Source organism: Streptomyces sp. V4I2, assembly GCF_030817655.1.
GTDB classification, from domain to species: Bacteria; Actinomycetota; Actinomycetes; order Streptomycetales; family Streptomycetaceae; genus Streptomyces; species Streptomyces plumbiresistens.
The window spans coordinates 2,027,380-2,043,209 of sequence record NZ_JAUSZM010000003.1; the positions used below are offsets into that span (position 1 = coordinate 2,027,380).

Consider the following 15,830-nt stretch of genomic DNA (forward strand, 5'->3'; position numbering starts at 1 on the left):
GCGGGGGTCGCGCATGGCACGACTGCCCGCAGCTGCGCACGATGCCGGCTGGGCGCCGCCGCTGAGGCACAGTGGCCCGCAGGCGGCGGCGCGCGTCAGCTCGCCAGCGCCTCCTCCGGCTCCCCGCTCACCCGCGGCTCCGCGACCCGTACCTCCGGCACCTCGCGGTGGGCCGGATCGCGTACCTCGCCGACCAGCAGCTCCAGTACGTCCTCCAGGGCGACGAGCCCCAGCACCTTGCCGGACGCGTCCGCCACCTGGGCGAGGTGTGTCGCGGCCCGGCGCATCACGGTGAGCGCGTCGTCGAGCGGCAGCTCGGACCGGAGCGTCGTCATCGGGCGCCAGATCTGCTGCGGCACCGCCCGCTGGGAGTCCTCCAGGTCGAGTACGTCCTTCACGTGCAGGTAGCCCATGAAGGCGCCGTTCTCCGCCGCCACCGGGAAGCGGGAGTAACCGGTGTGGCCGGTGAGTTCGACGATCTGCCCCGGGGTGACCGAGGGGCTGACCGTCACCAGCGACTCACGCTTCAGGAGCACGTCCGTGACCGGGCGGGAACCCAGCTCCAGGGCGTCCTCCAGGCGTTCCTGTTCCTCGGGGTCGAGCAGGCCGGCCTGGCCGGAGTCCTCCACGAGGCGGTTGAGCTGTTCGCTGGTGAAGACGGCCTCCACCTCGTCCTTGGGCTCGACGCCGAAGAGCCGCAGGATGGCCCCGGCGCAGGCGCCGAGGCCCGCGGTGATCGGCTTGCAGAGGCGGGCGAAGGCGACCAGGCCGGGGCTGAGCCACAGCGCGACCTTCTCCGGGGCCGCCATCGCGAGGTTCTTCGGGAGCATCTCGCCGATGACGAGGTGGAAGAAGACGACCGCGGCGAGCGCGATGACGTAGCCGAGCGGGTGGATCATGCCGTGCGGCAGGTGGATCCACTCGAAGACCGGCTCCAGCAGGCCTGCGACCGTCGGTTCGGCGACCGCGCCCAGGGTCAGCGAGCAGACGGTGATGCCGAACTGGGCGGCCGCCATCATCTGCGGCAGCCGTTCCAGGCCGTACAGGACCTGCCGGGCCCGGGCGGTGCCGAGCGGTTCGATCTGGCTGCGGCGCACGGAGACGAGGGCGAACTCGGCGCCGACGAAGAAGCCGTTGAGGAGCACGAGAAGCGCGGCGAAGAGGAGTTGGAGCACGCTCATCGGGCTGCCTCCACCACGACGGGGGCCGTCCGCACCAGGCGGACGCGCTCGGCGCGGTAGTGCCCCACCTGGCGCACCGACAGCCGCCAGCCGGGCAGTTCGGCCCGGTCGCCGACGGCCGGGATGCGGCCGAGGAGGTCGGCGACCAGGCCGGCGACGGTCTCGTACGGCCCCTCGGGCACGTCCAGGCCGATGCGCCGGAGGATGTCGACGCGGCAGCTGCCGTCGGCCTCCCAGGCGGGCCTGCCGTCCTCCGGCGCGGCGGCGGCGAGTTCCGGCAGGTCCTGACCGTCGTGCTCGTCGCGGACCTCGCCGACGATCTCCTCGACGATGTCCTCCAGCGTGACGACGCCTGCCGTGCCGCCGTACTCGTCGACGACGACGGCTATGGGCTGTTCGTTGCGCAGCTGTGCGAGCAGGGGCCGTACGGGCAGGGTCTCGGGTACGAGCAGCGCCGGACGGGCGATGTGCACCACCGGGGTGCGCAGGCGGTTGTGGGCGGGGACGGCCAGGGCGTCCTTGAGGTGCACCATGCCGACGATCTCGTCGATCTTCTCGCGGTAGACGGGGAAGCGGGACAGGCCGGTGGCGCGGGTCAGGTTGACCACGTCCTCGGCGGTGGCCGACGACTGCAGGGCGCTGACCTTCACGCGCGGGGTCATGACGTGCTGCGCGGTCAGCTCGGCCAGCGACAGCGTCCGTACGAAGAGGTCCGCGGTGTCCTGCTCCAGGGCGCCGGCGCGCGCGGAGTGCCGGGCCAGGGAGACGAGTTCGCCGGGGGTGCGGGCGGAGGCCAGCTCCTCGGTGGGCTCGATGCCCAGCGCGCGGACGAGGCGGTTGGCGACCGCGTTCAGGGCTGCGATCACCGGGTGGAAGAGGCGGGCGAAGGCGTGCTGCGGGCCGGCGACGAAGCGCGCGACCTGCAGCGGCTTGGACACCGCCCAGTTCTTGGGCACCAGTTCGCCGATCACCATCTGCACGGCCGAGGCCAGCAGCATGCCGATGACCACGGCGACCCCGGAGACCGCTCCCTCGGGGATGCCGGTCGCGGAGATGGGGCCGTCCAGCAGCTCGGCGAGCGCCGGTTCGGCGAGCATGCCGACGACGAGGGAGGTGATGGTGATGCCGAGCTGCGTGCCGGAGAGCTGGAAGGACAGCTCCTTGAGGGACTCGACGACCGTACGGGCCCGTCGGTCGCCCTCGGCGGCGGCCTTCTCGGCGTCCGTCGCCTCGACCGTGACCAGGCCGAACTCGGCCGCGACGAAGAATCCGTTGGCGAGAATCAGCAGGAATGCCGCTCCGAGGAGCAGCAAGGGGGTGGTCATGATGCCGCCGCCTCGATATGTCGGGAGGGGGCGGCGCAGGTACTACAGGACGATCCGTCCATCGCTGGAGGGAGTCACTCCTCGGGTAGCAGGAACAACACAGGGCGGAGGCGCAAACGAGAACGCCTCCGCCAACAGATTAATCAAGACATGGCCCGTTACGGCAGATCCCCAGTCGAACGGTCTTCGACGAGCGCCCGCAGGGCGCGTGCGTCGGCGATGGCGTGCTGCTTGGCGATGCCCGGCTGGATGCCGAGCGCGGGCAGGCTGGTGCCGTCGCTGAGGTTGAGGAAGACCCAGGGGTCGCCGGGGCGGAGGTTCACCTGGATGATCTCGGCCCAGGCCAGGCGGCGCTTGCTGGCGATATTGACGACGGTGACACCGGTCTCGTCGGCGACGACCTTCGGCCGCGACAGCATGAGCAGCACTCCGAACAGGAGCGCCCCGGTGAAGACGAAGCTGAGGCGCTCGCCGGGGCTGAGCTGTTCCAGCAGCATGGCGACCGTCGTGATGACCACGAGGATCGCGACTCCCGCGGTCAGCAGCACGGCGCGGGTACGCCCTGGCCGGAACGTGACGGGGAGAGCGGGCAGTTCGGACATTCTGACGGCGCCCCTCAGAGACGGCAGGCGTGGATGGCCGTCGTCAGGATGGCCCGCGCGCCGATGTCGTACAGGTCGTCCATGATCCGCTGGGCTTCCTTGGAAGGGACCATCGCACGGACGGCGACCCAGCCCTCGTTGTGCAGCGGGGAGACGGTCGGGGACTCGAGGCCCGGCGTCAGCGCGACGGCCTTCTCGAGCTGCTCGACGCGGCAGTCGTAGTCCATCATCACGTACGTCCGGGCCACCAGGACGCCCTGGAGGCGGCGCAGGAACTGCTGGACCTTGGGCTCGTCGGCCTCGGCTCCGACGCGGCGGATGACGACGGCCTCCGACTTCATGATCGGGTCGCCGAAGACTTCGAGGCCCGCGTTGCGCAGCGAGGTGCCGGTCTCCACGACGTCCGCGATGACTTCGGCGACGCCCAGTTCGATCGCGGTCTCGACGGCGCCGTCGAGGTGGACGACCGAGGCGTCGATGCCGTTGTCGGCGAGGTGCTTGGCGACGATGCCCTCGTAGGAGGTGGCCACCGTCTTGCCGGCGAGGTCCGCGATGCCGGCCGCCGTGCCGGGCTTGCCGGCGAAGCGGAAGGTGGAGCGGGCGAAGCCGAGCGGGAGGATGGCCTCCGCGCTGGCGCCCGAGTCGATCAGCAGGTCGCGGCCGGTGATGCCGATGTCGAGCTTGCCGGAGGAGACGTAGATCGCGATGTCGCGGGGGCGGAGGTAGAAGAACTCCACCTCGTTCTCCGGGTCGACGATCCGCAGTTCCTTGGACTCGCGGCGCTGCTGGTAGCCGGCCTCATGCAGCATCTCCGCCGCAGGTCCTGACAGGGAACCCTTGTTGGGGACGGCGATGCGCAGCATGAGGTCGGCTTCCTTCGTTCGTGCGGTTGTGATGTGCGGGTGGGTGGCGCGGCTCAGAGGTGGGCGTAGACGTCGTCCAGGGAGATCCCGCGGGCGACCATCATCACCTGGACGTGGTACAGCAGCTGCGAGATCTCCTCGGCAGCCGCCTCCTTGCCCTCGTACTCGGCGGCCATCCAGACTTCGGCGGCCTCCTCGACGACCTTCTTGCCGATGGCATGGACGCCCTTGCCGACCAGTTCTGCGGTGCGGGAAGTGGCGGGGTCGCCGTGCGCGGCCTTGTGCTGGAGCTCGGTGAAGAGCTCCTCGAACGTCTTATTGGACATGGTGGCGCCCACTTTACGCGTAGTGCCGCCCGCCCTAACGCCACGGTTCGGATACTGAGCGGAGGGTGGCCGCCGTGGCCACCGCCGCCGTCACCGCCTCGTGGCCCTTGTCCTCGTTGGAGCCCTCGATGCCGGCCCGGTCCAGGGCCTGCTCCTCGGTGTCGCAGGTGAGGACACCGAAGCCGATGGGGACGCCGGTTTCCACGGAGACCTGGGTGAGGCCCAGGGTGACGCCCTGGCACACGTACTCGAAGTGGGGGGTGCCGCCGCGGATGACGACACCGAGGGCGACGATCGCGTCGTAGCCGCGGCCCGCGAGGACCTTGGCGACGACCGGGAGTTCCCAGCTGCCGGGGACCCTCAGCAGGGTCGGCTCGTCGATCCCCAGGTCGTGCAGGGCGCGCAGCGCGCCGTCCACCAGACCGTCCATCACCTTCTCGTGCCACTGTGCCGCGATGACGGCGACCCGCAGGTCTCCGACATTGCGTACGGACAGTTCCGGTGCACCCTTGCCGCTCACGTCGCTCCTTGGTGTTCTGTCTTACTGGTTGCCGCAGGTGGACACGGGGGTCGTGTCCAGCCAGGGCAGGTCGTGACCCATCCGGTCCCGCTTGGTGCGCAGGTAGCGGAGGTTGTGCTCGCCCGCCTGTACGGGCATCGGCTCGCGGCCGTTGACCTTGAGGCCGTGGCGGACGAGCGCGTCGGTCTTGTCAGGGTTGTTGGTCATCAGACGCACGCTGTGGACGCCGAGGTCCTGAAGGATCTGCGCGCCGGCGCCGTAGTCCCGGGCGTCGGCGGGCAGGCCGAGCTCCAGGTTGGCGTCGAGGGTGTCGTGGCCCTGCTCCTGGAGCTCGTACGCGCGCAGCTTGGACAGCAGGCCGATGCCGCGTCCTTCGTGGCCGCGAAGATAGACCACCACTCCCCTGCCCTCGCTCTGGATGCGCTCCAGGGAGGCGTCGAGCTGCGGGCCACAGTCGCACCGCGCGGAGCCGAAGACGTCGCCGGTGAGGCACTCGGAGTGGACGCGGACCAGGACGTCCTCGCCGTCGCCGATGTCTCCGTGCACCAGGGCGACGTGCTCGACGCCGTCGACGGTGGAGCGGTAGCCGTATGCCGTGAAGGTGCCGTGGACGGTGGGCAGGCGGGTCTCGGCCTCGCGGCGGACGGTGGGTTCGGAGCTGCGGCGGTAGGCGATCAGGTCCTCGATGGAGATGATCGTCAGGCCGTGCTTGCGGGCGAACGGGATCAGTTCGGGCAGGCGGAGCATGCGGCCGTCCTCGCCGGCGATCTCGACGATCGCGCCGGCCGGGCGCAGGCCCGCGAGGCGGGCGAGGTCGACGGCTGCCTCGGTGTGGCCGTTGCGGACCAGCACCCCGCCGGGCTTGGCGCGGAGCGGGAACACGTGGCCGGGGCGGACGAGGTCCGTGGGCTCCGCCGTACCGCTCGCGAGGAGCTGAAGCGTGGTGGCGCGGTCCGAGGCGGAGATGCCGGTGGTCACACCGTGAGCGGCGGAGGCGTCCACGGAGACTGTGAACGCGGTTTTCATCGACTCGGTGTTGTCGTCGACCATCTGCGGAAGCCGGAGCCGCTCCAGCTCGTCGCCCTCCATGGGGGCGCAGATCAGGCCGCGGCACTCGCTCATCATGAAGGCGACGATCTCGGGGGTCGCCTTCTCGGCGGCGATGACGAGGTCGCCCTCGTTCTCCCGGTCCTCGTCGTCCACGACCACGATCGGGCGGCCGGCCGCGATGTCCGCGATGGCCTGCTCGATCGGGTCGAGCGCGAAGTCCTCGAGACCGTCGGTGCTGTACAGGATCGGTGCCGCGCTCATGCGGGCGCTCCTTCCAGGGCGGGCTGCGGGCCCTTGCGGGAGCGCAGCCACCAGTCGCGCATGCCCCACAGGACGAGCGCGCCGTAGATGACGTAGACGAAGCCGGAGAAGGCGTAGCCGTTGGCGAAGTTCAGCGGGACGCCGACCAGGTCGACCAGCAGCCAGGCGAACCAGAACTCGACCATGCCGCGCGCCTGGGCGTACATGGCGACGACGGTGCCGACGAAGATGTAGGCGTCCGGCCAGGGGTCCCAGGACAGGGTCGGGTACGCCTTGAAGAGGAGGGCCACCGCGACGGTCCCGACGGCCGCGGCGCCGACCATCGCCCCGCGCTCGCGCCAGGTGGCGAACCGCGGGGTGATCTGGCCGTCTCCCCCGTCTTCGGCCCGTCCCTTGTTGCGGTTCCACTGCCACCAGCCGTACCCGGCGACGACCATGACGACGGCCTGCTTGCCCGCACTGCCCGTCAGGTGGCCGAAGAAGGCTCCGAAGAGGACGAGGCCGGACAGGAACTGGACGGGCCAGCTCCATATGGACCGGCGCCAGCCGAGGGCGAGGGCGACCAGGCCGAGGGTGTTGCCGACCATGTCCGACCACAGGATGTGCTGGTCGAAGAGGACGAACGCCTCGGAGTTCAGCCAGTTCACCGACCGGCCCCCTGACTGCCCATCAGCCGCTCGACGTACTTGGCGATGACGTCGACCTCGAGGTTGACCGGGTCGCCGGGCTGCTTGCGGCCGAGCGTGGTCAGGTCGAGGGTGGTGGGGATGAGGCTGACGGTGAAGTAGTCGGGGCCCGCGTCGACGACGGTGAGGCTGATGCCGTCGACGGTGATGGAGCCCTTCTCGACGACATAGCGCGTGAGATCCGCGGGGAGTGAGATCTTCACGATCTCCCAGTTCTCGGACGGCTTGCGCTCCAGCACCGTGCCGGTGCCGTCGACGTGGCCCTGCACGATGTGGCCACCGAGGCGGGCGCCGAGGGCCATGGGGCGTTCGAGGTTGACGCGGGAGCCGACGGCGAGGGCGCCGAGGCTGGAGCGGTTGAGCGTCTCGGCCATCACGTCGGCCGTGAACCAGTCGTCCTCGTGCTCGACGACGGTCAGACAGACGCCGTTGACGGCGATGGAGTCGCCGTGCTTCGCACCCTCGGTGACGACGGGGCCACGCAGCCGGAAGCGGGAGGCGTCGCCGAGGTTCTCGACGGCGGTGACCTCACCCAGCTCTTCGACGATTCCGGTGAACACTTCCCGGGTCCTCCTGCCTCTTCGGGCACGGACTCCGGGGCTGTCGATGACGACAGAACGTACGAGCGGGAACACCGGGGGCGACGCCGGACAGGGCTCGCCCCATGGACGAACCGGTTCGGCGGCGCGCACGAATGCCCGCCCGCCGCGCACTGCCTCCCATCCGGACTTTAACCGTCGGTCCAGGAATTTCACCTGGTCAACCGGCCGCTGGAAGCGACCGGGTCGCGGACTGTAACCGCCGGTTCGGACTTTCACCGACCCCGGAGTGCGCTGCTTCTGGTACAGAGCCAGTGTGCCACGCCTGATCGACGTCCATACGGGCGAACGGTGTGGGGTGGCTCACAGGATCCACCGATGGACTTCTCGCGCGGGCAGTGGCGCACCAATTCCCGCACGTAGTCTGCATCTTGACCTTGGTCCACACCCCCTTGACGCAATGGTCTAGTCCTTTTTAGGGTCGCCTTGCGTGGACACCCGCACAGACGGGCCCGGCGGCGGTGACGACGGCCCTTGCCCGCCGCCGGGCCTCTTGACTGGGGAGGGGCGCTCCATCCGGGGGCGTCCGGTTCCCCGAAGGGGCTGAAGAGCATGAACACGATCCTGGTCACCGGCGGCAGCGGAACGCTCGGCCGACTCGTCACCGAGCGGCTGCGCGCGGGCGGGCACGAGGTGCGGGTGCTCAGCCGGCACACGCAGCCGTACGCCGTCGATCTGCGGGAGGGCGGCGCCGGACTGGACGCCGCGGTCGCGGGCGTGGACACGATCGTGCACTGCGCGAGCACACCGCGCGGCGGTGACGAGCGGGCGGCGGCGCACCTGATCGCGGCGGCGCGACGGGCGGGGGTGGGACACCTGGCCTACATCTCGATCGTCGGGGTGGACCGGGTGCCGTTCGGCTACTACCGGACCAAGCTCGCCGTGGAGAAGCAGATCGAGGAGTCGGGGCTCGGCTGGACCGTGCTGCGGACGACCCAGTTCCACGATCTGCTCGTGCAGGTGTTCCAGGTGCTGGCCAAGGGGCCGGTCGTGCCGTTGCCCGCGGGTGTCCGGGACCAGCCGATCGAGGTGGCCGAAGTCGCGGAACGGCTGGCCGAGTTGGCGGCGGGCGCGCCCGCGGGGCGGGTCGACGACATGGGCGGACCCGAGGTGCGGTCGCTCGAGTCGCTGGCCCGCGCCTACCTGAAGGCGACGGGACGGAAGCGTGCGGTCGTGAACGTGCCGCTGGCGGGCAAGGCGTACCGGGGGTTCCGGGCGGGCGGCCATCTGACGCCGGAACGGGCCGTGGGCAAGGGGACGTTCGAGGACTACCTGGCTGCCAAGCGGCGGGGTTGAGGGCTGTCCGGCGGCTCGGGCCGGAGGGAAACGTCGGCGCGCCTCGTCGACGCCGGAAACGACACCGATGAGCCGAGGCGATGGGGGTGCCGACGCGCGAGCGCCGCGGTCGAGATGCCCTGGCTCAGCTCGTCCTCCGGGGCGCGAACAGCTCGTCCTGCGCCTGCTCCCGCGCCGTGAGCAGCGCCCCGCGCAGCACCGCGCCGCCCCCCAGGGCGCTGGGCCGCACCTCCGTGGGCAGGGGTGACAGCCGGGCGAGACGGTCCTGGACCCGCAGTGCCAGGGTGTCGCCGCCCGCGCGACCGATCTCGCCGGCCAGCACCACACAGCCAGGGTCCAGTACGGCGATGACAGCGGCGGCGCCGAGGGCCACGCGGTCGGCGAGAGCGTCGAGGAAGCGGTCGGGGGCGGGGCTGGGGGGCGGCGCGGCGCGGTCACCCTCGGCGGGCGCGGCCGGGCTGCGGTCGGCGTCAGCGTCCGGGCCTTGATGCGACGCGGAATCAAACTCGGGATGAGTGGGCGGCCCGGCACCGCCGCCCTCGGCGAGCGCGTCCGGGGAGCGGCCGGCGTCAGGAGCCGGGCCCGGACGCGACCCAGCACGACCATCCTCCGCCCGCACCCCCAGGAAGCCGCCAACCGCAGGTCCTGTGCACGGCACGGCACGACCACCGTCGGCCGACGCTGCCAGGCTTCGGTCGGCGTCAGAGTCCGGTCCTTGATGCGACGCAACACGACCATCCCCCGCCCGCGGGTCGCCCTTCGCGAAGGCTCCGCGGTGCGCGCGGTCCACCCCGGCCACCGGGCCTTCCACCGCCTTGCCCATCGCGGCCGCCCTGCCCTCCCCCACCCTCTCCACGGCCACCGTCGTGTCCGCTGCTGCTGCCACCCGCTCCAGCAAGACCGCCCGGCCCTCCACCGCCGCCCCGTCCACCATGGCCGCCCGTCCCTCCACCGCCTCCACCGCCGCCCGCACAAGCGCCGCCGCCCGTGGCTCGTGGGCCGTGGGCGGCGCGGTGAGACCGTGTTGTGCCGCCAGGTCGGCGATGGCGCCCGCACCCGCGAGGGAGTGGAAGCCTCCGTCGCAGTCGGTCGCCGAGGGCAGGCCCGTGGTGCCCGGTACCGGCAGGAAGCCGATCTCGCCCGCGCCGCCGGAGGCTCCCCGGCGCAGGGTCCCGTCGAGGACGACCGCGGCGCCGATGCCCATGCCGAGCCAGAGGAGCACGAAGGTGTCCCGGTCGCGGGCGGCGCCGTCGCGCTGTTCGGCGAGGGCGGCGAGGTTGGTCTCGTTCTCGACGCTGACGCGGGCCTGGGGGAACCGTTCCTGGAGCGCCGCCACCAGTTGCCGGTGCCATTCGGGCAGGCCAGAGGAGTCGCGGAGGTCGCCGCTCGCCGGGTCGATCAGGCCGGGGGCGCCGATGCCGAGGGTGTGCAGCCGGTCGGCGCCGGCCTCCTTCGCCACCCGCTCGACGAGGGTGACCGCCTGCTCGACCGCGGAGCCGGTGCCGGTGTCGTCGCCGATCGGCACGGACGCCTCGGCGAGCACCTGGCCGAGGAGGTCGGAGACGAGGACGGCGACGCCCTCGGTACGGATGTCCAGGGCGGCCAGATGGGCGCGGTCGGCGACGATCCCGTACAGCTTCGCGTTCGGCCCGCGGCGCTGCTCGCCCGACTCCCCGACGACCGCGATCAGGCCGGCGGCGGTGAGGCGTTCGACGAGGTCGGCGACGGTGGGCCGGGACAGGCCGGTGAGCTGCTTCAACTGCCCTGCCGTCAACGGACCCTGGTGCTGGAGCAGACGCAGGGCGAGCCTGTCGTTGATGGCCCGGGCGGTGCTCGGGGATGCGGGCATGCCGGGATCCTTCCAGATCGGGCGGACCGTACCGCGGGGGCCGATTATCCCGTTATCTATCAGGCAGGGTTCCTGATAGTTTACGGCGGCGCCGCGAGGCACCCAAATCCTGGGAGGGGTCAGAGAATGAGCGAAGTGGTCCAGGACCGACACGTGGTGAGGCGGGCCCGGTACGCCGTGGCCGCCGTCTTCGCCGTGCACGGAGCCGTGACCGGCTCGTTCGCCACCCGGGTGCCGTGGATCCAGGACCACGCGTCGGTGAGTGCGGGGCAACTCGGCCTCGCCCTGGCCTTCCCCGCGCTCGGCGCGTCCCTGGCGATGCCGCTCGCGGGCAGTATCAGCCACCGCTTCGGCGCCCGGAACGCCCTGCGCGGGCTGATCGCGCTGTGGACCCTCTCGCTCGTCCTGCCGTCCCTGGCCCCGAACCTCCTCACCCTCTGCCTGGCCCTGTTCGTCTACGGCGCGACGGCCGGCATGGCGGACGTGGCGATGAACGCGCTCGGCGTCGAGGTCGAGAACCGCATGGGCCGCTCGATCATGTCCGGCCTGCACGGACTGTGGAGCGCGGGCGCCCTGATCGGTTCGGCGGCAGGCACCCTCGCCGCGCATCTCGGTGCGGACGCCCGGCTGCACCACGCGCTGGCGGCCGGGGTCCTGACCGTGGTCGGTGTCGCCTCCTGCGCGTGGGTGCTGGACCTTCAGCCCGCCGAGGACGAGGAGCCGCCGCCCCGGTTCGCGCTGCCGCCCCGGTCGGCGCTGCTCATCGGCGCGGTGGGGTTCTGCGCGGTCTTCGCGGAAGGCGCGAGCCTGGACTGGTCGGCGGTGTATCTGCGCGACCGGCTGGAGTCCTCGGCGGGGCTGGCGGCCGCGTGCACCACGGGCTTCACGCTCACCATGGCGCTCGCCCGGATCGTGGGCGACAAGGTGGTGGACCGGTACGGCTCCGTGCGCACGGTTCGCGTCGGCGGAGTCCTCGCGGTGCTCGGCGGACTCCTCATCGTCGTCGCGGACCATCCGGCCGCGGCGATGGGCGGGTTCGCGCTGATGGGTCTCGGCATCGCCGTCGTCGTACCGCTGTGTTTCGCCGCGGCGGGCCGCAGCGGATCGAACCCCAGCCTGGCCATCGCCGGCGTCGCGACCATCACGTACACGTCGGGTCTGATCGCGCCGAGCGCGATCGGCGGTATCGCCGAGGCGACCAGCCTGACCGTGTCGTTCGGCCTGGTGACGGTGCTGGCGTGCGGGCTCGTGGCCTTCGCGGGCGTCCTGCGCGCGGGCGACCGCGACCGGCCGAAGGTCGATCGGCAGGCCGCGCCGGTTCCCGACCCCCGACCCTGAAACCGTCGCTCCAGGACCGCGTGTGAATCCCACCCTGCCCCACCTCTCGAACGACGACGCGGGCCGCCTGCACGAGTTGCTCGGCGCGCGGCCCGTGCACGCCCACCGGCTCACCGAGCGCGGCTACTCCAACGTCCACCGCCTGCTGGTGGGCCTGGACGACGGGCGTTCGGCGTTCGTGAAGCGGGCGGCCGACCCGCAGACGGCCGGCTGGTTGCGGGACGAACACCGCGCCTATGCGGAACTCGGCGGCTCCTTCATGCCCCGGCTGCTCGGCTGGGTCGACGCAGAGCATCCGCTCCTCGTCCTGGAGGACCTGTCGTCCTGCCACTGGCCGCCGCCTTGGTCCTCCCAACAGGTCGGTGCCGTCCTCGACGCGCTCGCGGAACTCGCCGCGTGCCGCCCCTTTCCGGGCCTTGGCAAGGTCACCGGGACCGTGCACGCGCAGAGCGGCTGGGCGGAGGTGGCCCGCGACCCCGCCCCCTTCCTCGCCCTCGGTCTGTGCTCGCCCGGCTGGCTCGACCGGGCGCTTTTGGCACTCCTGGACGCCTCGGGCGACGCCACGTGCCTGGACGGCGACGCGGTGCTCCACCTCGACGTGCGCAGCGACAACCTCTGCTTCCGGGACGGCAGGGCGCTTCTGGTCGACTGGAACCTCGCGGCCGTCGGCGACGCGCGCTACGACATCGCCTTCTGGCTGCCGAGCCTGCACGCCGAAGGAGGGCCGCCGCCGGAATCGGTCGCCTCGGTCCCGCCCGAACACGTCGCGCTGGTCGCCGGGTTCTTCGCCTGCCGCGCCGGGCTGCCGGTGATCCCGGCGGCGCCGCGGGTCCGGGACGTCCAGCTGAGCCAGCTGAGGACGGCGCTGCCCTGGTGCGCACGGGTGCTCGGGCTGCCGGAGCCCGGCTGACCCGCCTGGGGTGCTGTCAGCGCGCCAACTCGTAGGCGTACGACGGCGTGAACGTGCCCGGTGCCCCCTTGCAGCCGTCCGACTCCCCCGGCAGCTTCACCCACAGATAGCCATCGATCCGCGCCTCCCCCGTGCTCAGCGTGGGCGTGCGGCCGAGCTTGCGGCCGGACGGGTCGCACCACTCGCCGTCGGCCGGGGCGCCGTTGCCGTTGCGGCTGGTGTCGATGACGGCGCCGAGGCCGGCCGGGCCGCCCAGGGCGTCGAGGACCTGGCGGTCGTAGGCGATCTCGTCGTCCGTGCGGTGGAAGTTGGAGACGTTGCTGAAGACACCGTCGGAGGAGGCGGCCGAGGCGGCGCCGGCCTGCCGCAGCCAGCCCGCCTGTTTCGCCGGGGCGTTCCAGCCGGAGTGGCCGGCGTCGTAGTAGACCCGTGCCTTGGGGTTGGCGGCCTTGAGGACGCGGCCCGCGCGCGCCAACGAGGCGAATCGGCGCCCGCGTTCGCCGGCCGAGAGGCACTCGGTCTGGGCCACCGAGTCGGGCTCCAGGATCACGATGACCTCGCCGGAGCCCAGCCCGGCGGCGAAGGCGTCGATCCAGTCGTCGTACGCGTCGAGGTCGGGCGCACCGCCCTGCGAGGCGCCTCCGCAGTCGCGGCCGGGGATGGCGTACGGCACGACGACGGGCACCCGGCCCTGGGTGCTGCCGCCGGCGGTGACCGCGCGGACCCGGGAGGTGATGGTCGACGGCGTGAAGTCGGCGAACCAGACGGCCGCGGGCTGGTCGGCTATCCGGGACGCTATGACCGCGTGGCGCGGATCGCCGTCGTTGGCGCGCACCCACTCGAGCACCTGGGACTCCGGGTAGCGGTAGAGCCGGGTGGAGACGGCGGGAGACTGCTTCTTCTCCGTCTTCGTGGGGGACGGCGAGGGGCTCGCCTTCTTCTTCGGGGACGGCGAGGCCGAGGGACTCGCGCTGGGCGAGGCGGACGACGGCGTCGGAACGGCGGGCAGGGGCGCCAGATACGGCGAACTGGTCACCTCGGGCCTCGCTGTGTCGGAGTCCTGCCGGCCGTCGAGGGCGGACAGCATCCCGGACACGGTGCCAATCGCGACCACCACCGAGGCCGCCGCGACCATGGCGCCACGCCGCGCGGTCCGCCTGCGCTCGGCCCGGCGCGTGGCCCGACGATGCGCACGTGAGCCTGACACGGTGCAGCTCCCCCCCCTGTTGCTCTCCCCACGGCGGGCGCGTTCCCCCGTTCTGGGGAAGCGTCGGGCCCGCCGGTACCCGGGCCAGCCTAAAGGTGCGACTCTGCCCCCATGGTGCAATGCGAACAAGTCACCACCCCCGTCGAGCGAGTCACCACCCCCGTCGACGAGGTCGTCTACCGGATGCGCGCGCTGGACGCGAGCCTGCCGGCGCGCGACGGCCTCGCGGTCTTCAACCGCGTCTACCTCGCCGTCACCGAGGCCGTCGACCGGCGTATCGACAGCGGGCAGTTCGGGGACGCGCGGGCCGCGATCACGCTGGACGTGCGGTTCGCCGAGCGCTACCTGGACGCCGTCGAGGCGGTGGCCGACGAGCGGCGCCCGCCGGCCTGCTGGCGGCCCCTGTTCCAGATGCGCCGCCATCCCGGCGTACGACCGTTGCAGTTCGCGCTGGCGGGCATCAACGCGCACATCGGGCACGACCTGGCGCTGGCCGTCGTGGACACCTGTCGTACGCTCGGCTGCGAACCCGTCGACGTGGAGGACGAGTTCGACCGCGTGGGCGATCTCCTCGTCTCGCTGGAGGAGCGCATCCGCGAAGAGCTGATGCCGGGCCCCGACCTCCTCCAGATCGCCGACCCGCTCACCCATCTGCTCGGCTCGTGGAGCCTGGAGCGCGCCCGGGAGGCGACGTGGACGGCGGCGCGGGCCCTGTGGGTGCTGCGCCGGCTGCCCGACGTCGCCGAGGAGTTCGCCGAGCGCCTGGACGCGGCGGTGGGCCTGGCGGGACGCATGCTGCTCACGCCGTTGTCCGACCGGTGATCCTTGCCCGACCGAGATCCTTGCCCGGCCGGTGACCTAGGTGTATTGCCCTGAGAGGTTGGGGACGCGGCTGGCGGGTGGTTGGCCTTTCAGCGCGGTGTGTCCGCGGTGGTGATTGTAGGTGTGCAGCCAGTCGGGGAACGCTTGGCGTCGTTCGGTCTCTGAGTGGTAGGGGCGGGCGTAGGCCCACTCGTCGAGCAGGGTGCGGTTGAAGCGTTCGACCTTCCCGTTGGTCTGCGGCCGGTAGGGCCGGGTGCGCTTGTGGGTGATCCCGGCTGCGGTGAGCAGGTCGCGCCAGTCTCGTGAGCGGTAGCAGGAGCCGTTGTCGGTCAGGACCCGTTCGACCGTGATGCCGGCCTGGGTGAAGAACGCCTGGGCACGGGTCCAGAAGCCGGTGGCGGTCTCCTTCTTCTCATCCGCGTGGATCTCGCTGTAGGCCAGTCGGGAGTGGTCGTCGACGGCGGTGTGGAGGTAGCTGTAGCCGGCGTTCGGGCGGTTCTTGCGTCCTGCTTGGCGGCCCAGCACTTTGTGTCCGCCGCCGTCGGGGATGTTGCCGAGCTTCTTGATGTCGACGTGCACCAGCTCGCCGGGACGTTCACGTTCGTAGCGGCGTATGACGCGGCCGGTGGCCCGGTCCAGGTGGGTGAGGCGGGCCAGGCCGTAGCGGGTCAGCACACGGTGAACGGTCGAGGGCACCAGGTGCAGCAGGTGCGCGATGCGGGCCGGTCCCCAGCGGCGCAGGACACGGACCTTGATGATGCGCCGCTCGGTGCGGGTCGGTGTCCTGCGCGGGCTGGTACGCGGGCGGCTGGAGAGGTCGCTCATGCCTGCTTCGCCGAACGTCCGGTAGCGGTCGGCCCAGCGCTGGGCGGTGGTCGGCGAGACCTGGAAGCGTTCGGCAGCCCGGCGCAGGGGCCAGCCGTCCTCGACCACGCAACGGGCCAGGCGCAGTCGTCCGGTCTCGGTCAGGGGTGCATTACGGTGGGACACGAGGG

15 protein-coding genes, 1 pseudogene and 1 riboswitch are annotated in these 15,830 nt (G+C 71.8%); of the genes and pseudogenes, 4 read left to right on the forward strand and 12 right to left on the reverse strand.

The features are described 5' to 3' along the window. Positions 1-95: 95 nt before the first annotated feature. The 9 genes from QFZ76_RS10215 to QFZ76_RS10255 form a co-directional block, all read right to left on the reverse strand. Complete coding sequence (locus QFZ76_RS10215; protein WP_307673422.1) at positions 96-1,181, reverse strand: hemolysin family protein; 1,086 nt, start codon at positions 1,179-1,181, stop codon at positions 96-98. Next, positions 1,178-2,506 carry a hemolysin family protein gene (locus QFZ76_RS10220; protein WP_307673423.1) on the reverse strand — a complete coding sequence of 443 codons (1,329 nt, stop codon included), beginning with the start codon at positions 2,504-2,506 and terminating at the stop codon, positions 1,178-1,180. Before QFZ76_RS10220 ends, QFZ76_RS10215 begins: the two co-directional genes overlap by 4 nt. A 158-nt stretch (positions 2,507-2,664) precedes the next feature. Next, the gene (locus tag QFZ76_RS10225; protein WP_307673424.1) at positions 2,665-3,108 is read right to left on the reverse strand and encodes a PH domain-containing protein; all 444 of its coding nucleotides are present in this window, start codon (positions 3,106-3,108) and stop codon (positions 2,665-2,667) included. Positions 3,109-3,122: 14 nt separating this feature from the next. Continuing rightward, complete coding sequence (gene hisG / locus QFZ76_RS10230) at positions 3,123-3,971, reverse strand: ATP phosphoribosyltransferase (RefSeq protein WP_307673425.1); 849 nt, start codon at positions 3,969-3,971, stop codon at positions 3,123-3,125. Positions 3,972-4,024: 53 nt separating this feature from the next. Beyond that, the gene (locus tag QFZ76_RS10235) at positions 4,025-4,297 is read right to left on the reverse strand and encodes a phosphoribosyl-ATP diphosphatase (RefSeq protein WP_030946750.1); all 273 of its coding nucleotides are present in this window, start codon (positions 4,295-4,297) and stop codon (positions 4,025-4,027) included. A gap of 34 nt (positions 4,298-4,331) precedes the next feature. Continuing rightward, entirely contained in the window at positions 4,332-4,817 is a 486-nt protein-coding gene (gene ribH, locus QFZ76_RS10240) for a 6,7-dimethyl-8-ribityllumazine synthase (protein WP_307673426.1), read from the reverse strand. A 21-nt stretch (positions 4,818-4,838) separates the two neighbouring features. Beyond that, positions 4,839-6,128, reverse strand: coding sequence for a bifunctional 3,4-dihydroxy-2-butanone-4-phosphate synthase/GTP cyclohydrolase II (locus tag QFZ76_RS10245; protein ID WP_307673427.1), 1,290 nt, complete (start codon positions 6,126-6,128; stop codon positions 4,839-4,841). Continuing rightward, positions 6,125-6,775: a nicotinamide mononucleotide transporter family protein gene (locus tag QFZ76_RS10250; RefSeq protein WP_307673428.1), complete on the reverse strand. Its 651-nt coding sequence runs from the start codon at positions 6,773-6,775 to the stop codon at positions 6,125-6,127. Before QFZ76_RS10250 ends, QFZ76_RS10245 begins: the two co-directional genes overlap by 4 nt. Beyond that, complete coding sequence (locus tag QFZ76_RS10255; RefSeq protein ID WP_307673429.1) at positions 6,772-7,374, reverse strand: riboflavin synthase; 603 nt, start codon at positions 7,372-7,374, stop codon at positions 6,772-6,774. The genes QFZ76_RS10250 and QFZ76_RS10255 overlap by 4 nt, the downstream gene beginning before the upstream one ends. A 145-nt stretch (positions 7,375-7,519) precedes the next feature. Then, a riboswitch (FMN riboswitch) is annotated at positions 7,520-7,650 on the reverse strand. A gap of 315 nt (positions 7,651-7,965) precedes the next feature. Here QFZ76_RS10255 and QFZ76_RS10260 point away from each other — a divergent pair. Further along, positions 7,966-8,709, forward strand: coding sequence for an SDR family oxidoreductase (locus QFZ76_RS10260; protein ID WP_307673430.1), 744 nt, complete (start codon positions 7,966-7,968; stop codon positions 8,707-8,709). Positions 8,710-9,654: 945 nt separating this feature from the next. On the opposite strand, the pseudogene QFZ76_RS51705 reads toward QFZ76_RS10260, so the two are convergent. Further along, positions 9,655-10,558 (reverse strand): annotated as a pseudogene (locus QFZ76_RS51705) (ROK family transcriptional regulator); the annotation flags it as partial. Between the two features lie 126 nt (positions 10,559-10,684). Between QFZ76_RS51705 and QFZ76_RS10270 the strand changes: the two are divergent. Both QFZ76_RS10270 and QFZ76_RS10275 read left to right on the forward strand, forming a co-directional pair. Further along, positions 10,685-11,896: an MFS transporter gene (locus QFZ76_RS10270; RefSeq protein ID WP_307673432.1), complete on the forward strand. Its 1,212-nt coding sequence runs from the start codon at positions 10,685-10,687 to the stop codon at positions 11,894-11,896. Positions 11,897-11,918: 22 nt separating this feature from the next. Beyond that, entirely contained in the window at positions 11,919-12,806 is an 888-nt protein-coding gene (locus QFZ76_RS10275) for a phosphotransferase (protein ID WP_307673433.1), read from the forward strand. A gap of 16 nt (positions 12,807-12,822) precedes the next feature. On the opposite strand, the gene QFZ76_RS10280 is transcribed toward QFZ76_RS10275, so the two are convergent. Beyond that, on the reverse strand, positions 12,823-13,941 hold the full coding sequence (locus tag QFZ76_RS10280) for a glycoside hydrolase family 6 protein (protein ID WP_307679978.1): 1,119 nt from the start codon (positions 13,939-13,941) through the stop codon (positions 12,823-12,825). A 183-nt stretch (positions 13,942-14,124) separates the two neighbouring features. On the opposite strand from QFZ76_RS10280, the gene QFZ76_RS10285 reads away from it, so the two are divergent. Continuing rightward, on the forward strand, positions 14,125-14,835 hold the full coding sequence (locus tag QFZ76_RS10285; RefSeq protein ID WP_307673434.1) for a DUF5995 family protein: 711 nt from the start codon (positions 14,125-14,127) through the stop codon (positions 14,833-14,835). A 36-nt stretch (positions 14,836-14,871) separates the two neighbouring features. On the opposite strand, the gene QFZ76_RS10290 is transcribed toward QFZ76_RS10285, so the two are convergent. Further along, positions 14,872-15,825: an IS481 family transposase gene (locus tag QFZ76_RS10290; RefSeq protein WP_307673435.1), complete on the reverse strand. Its 954-nt coding sequence runs from the start codon at positions 15,823-15,825 to the stop codon at positions 14,872-14,874. Positions 15,826-15,830: the final 5 nt, after the last annotated feature.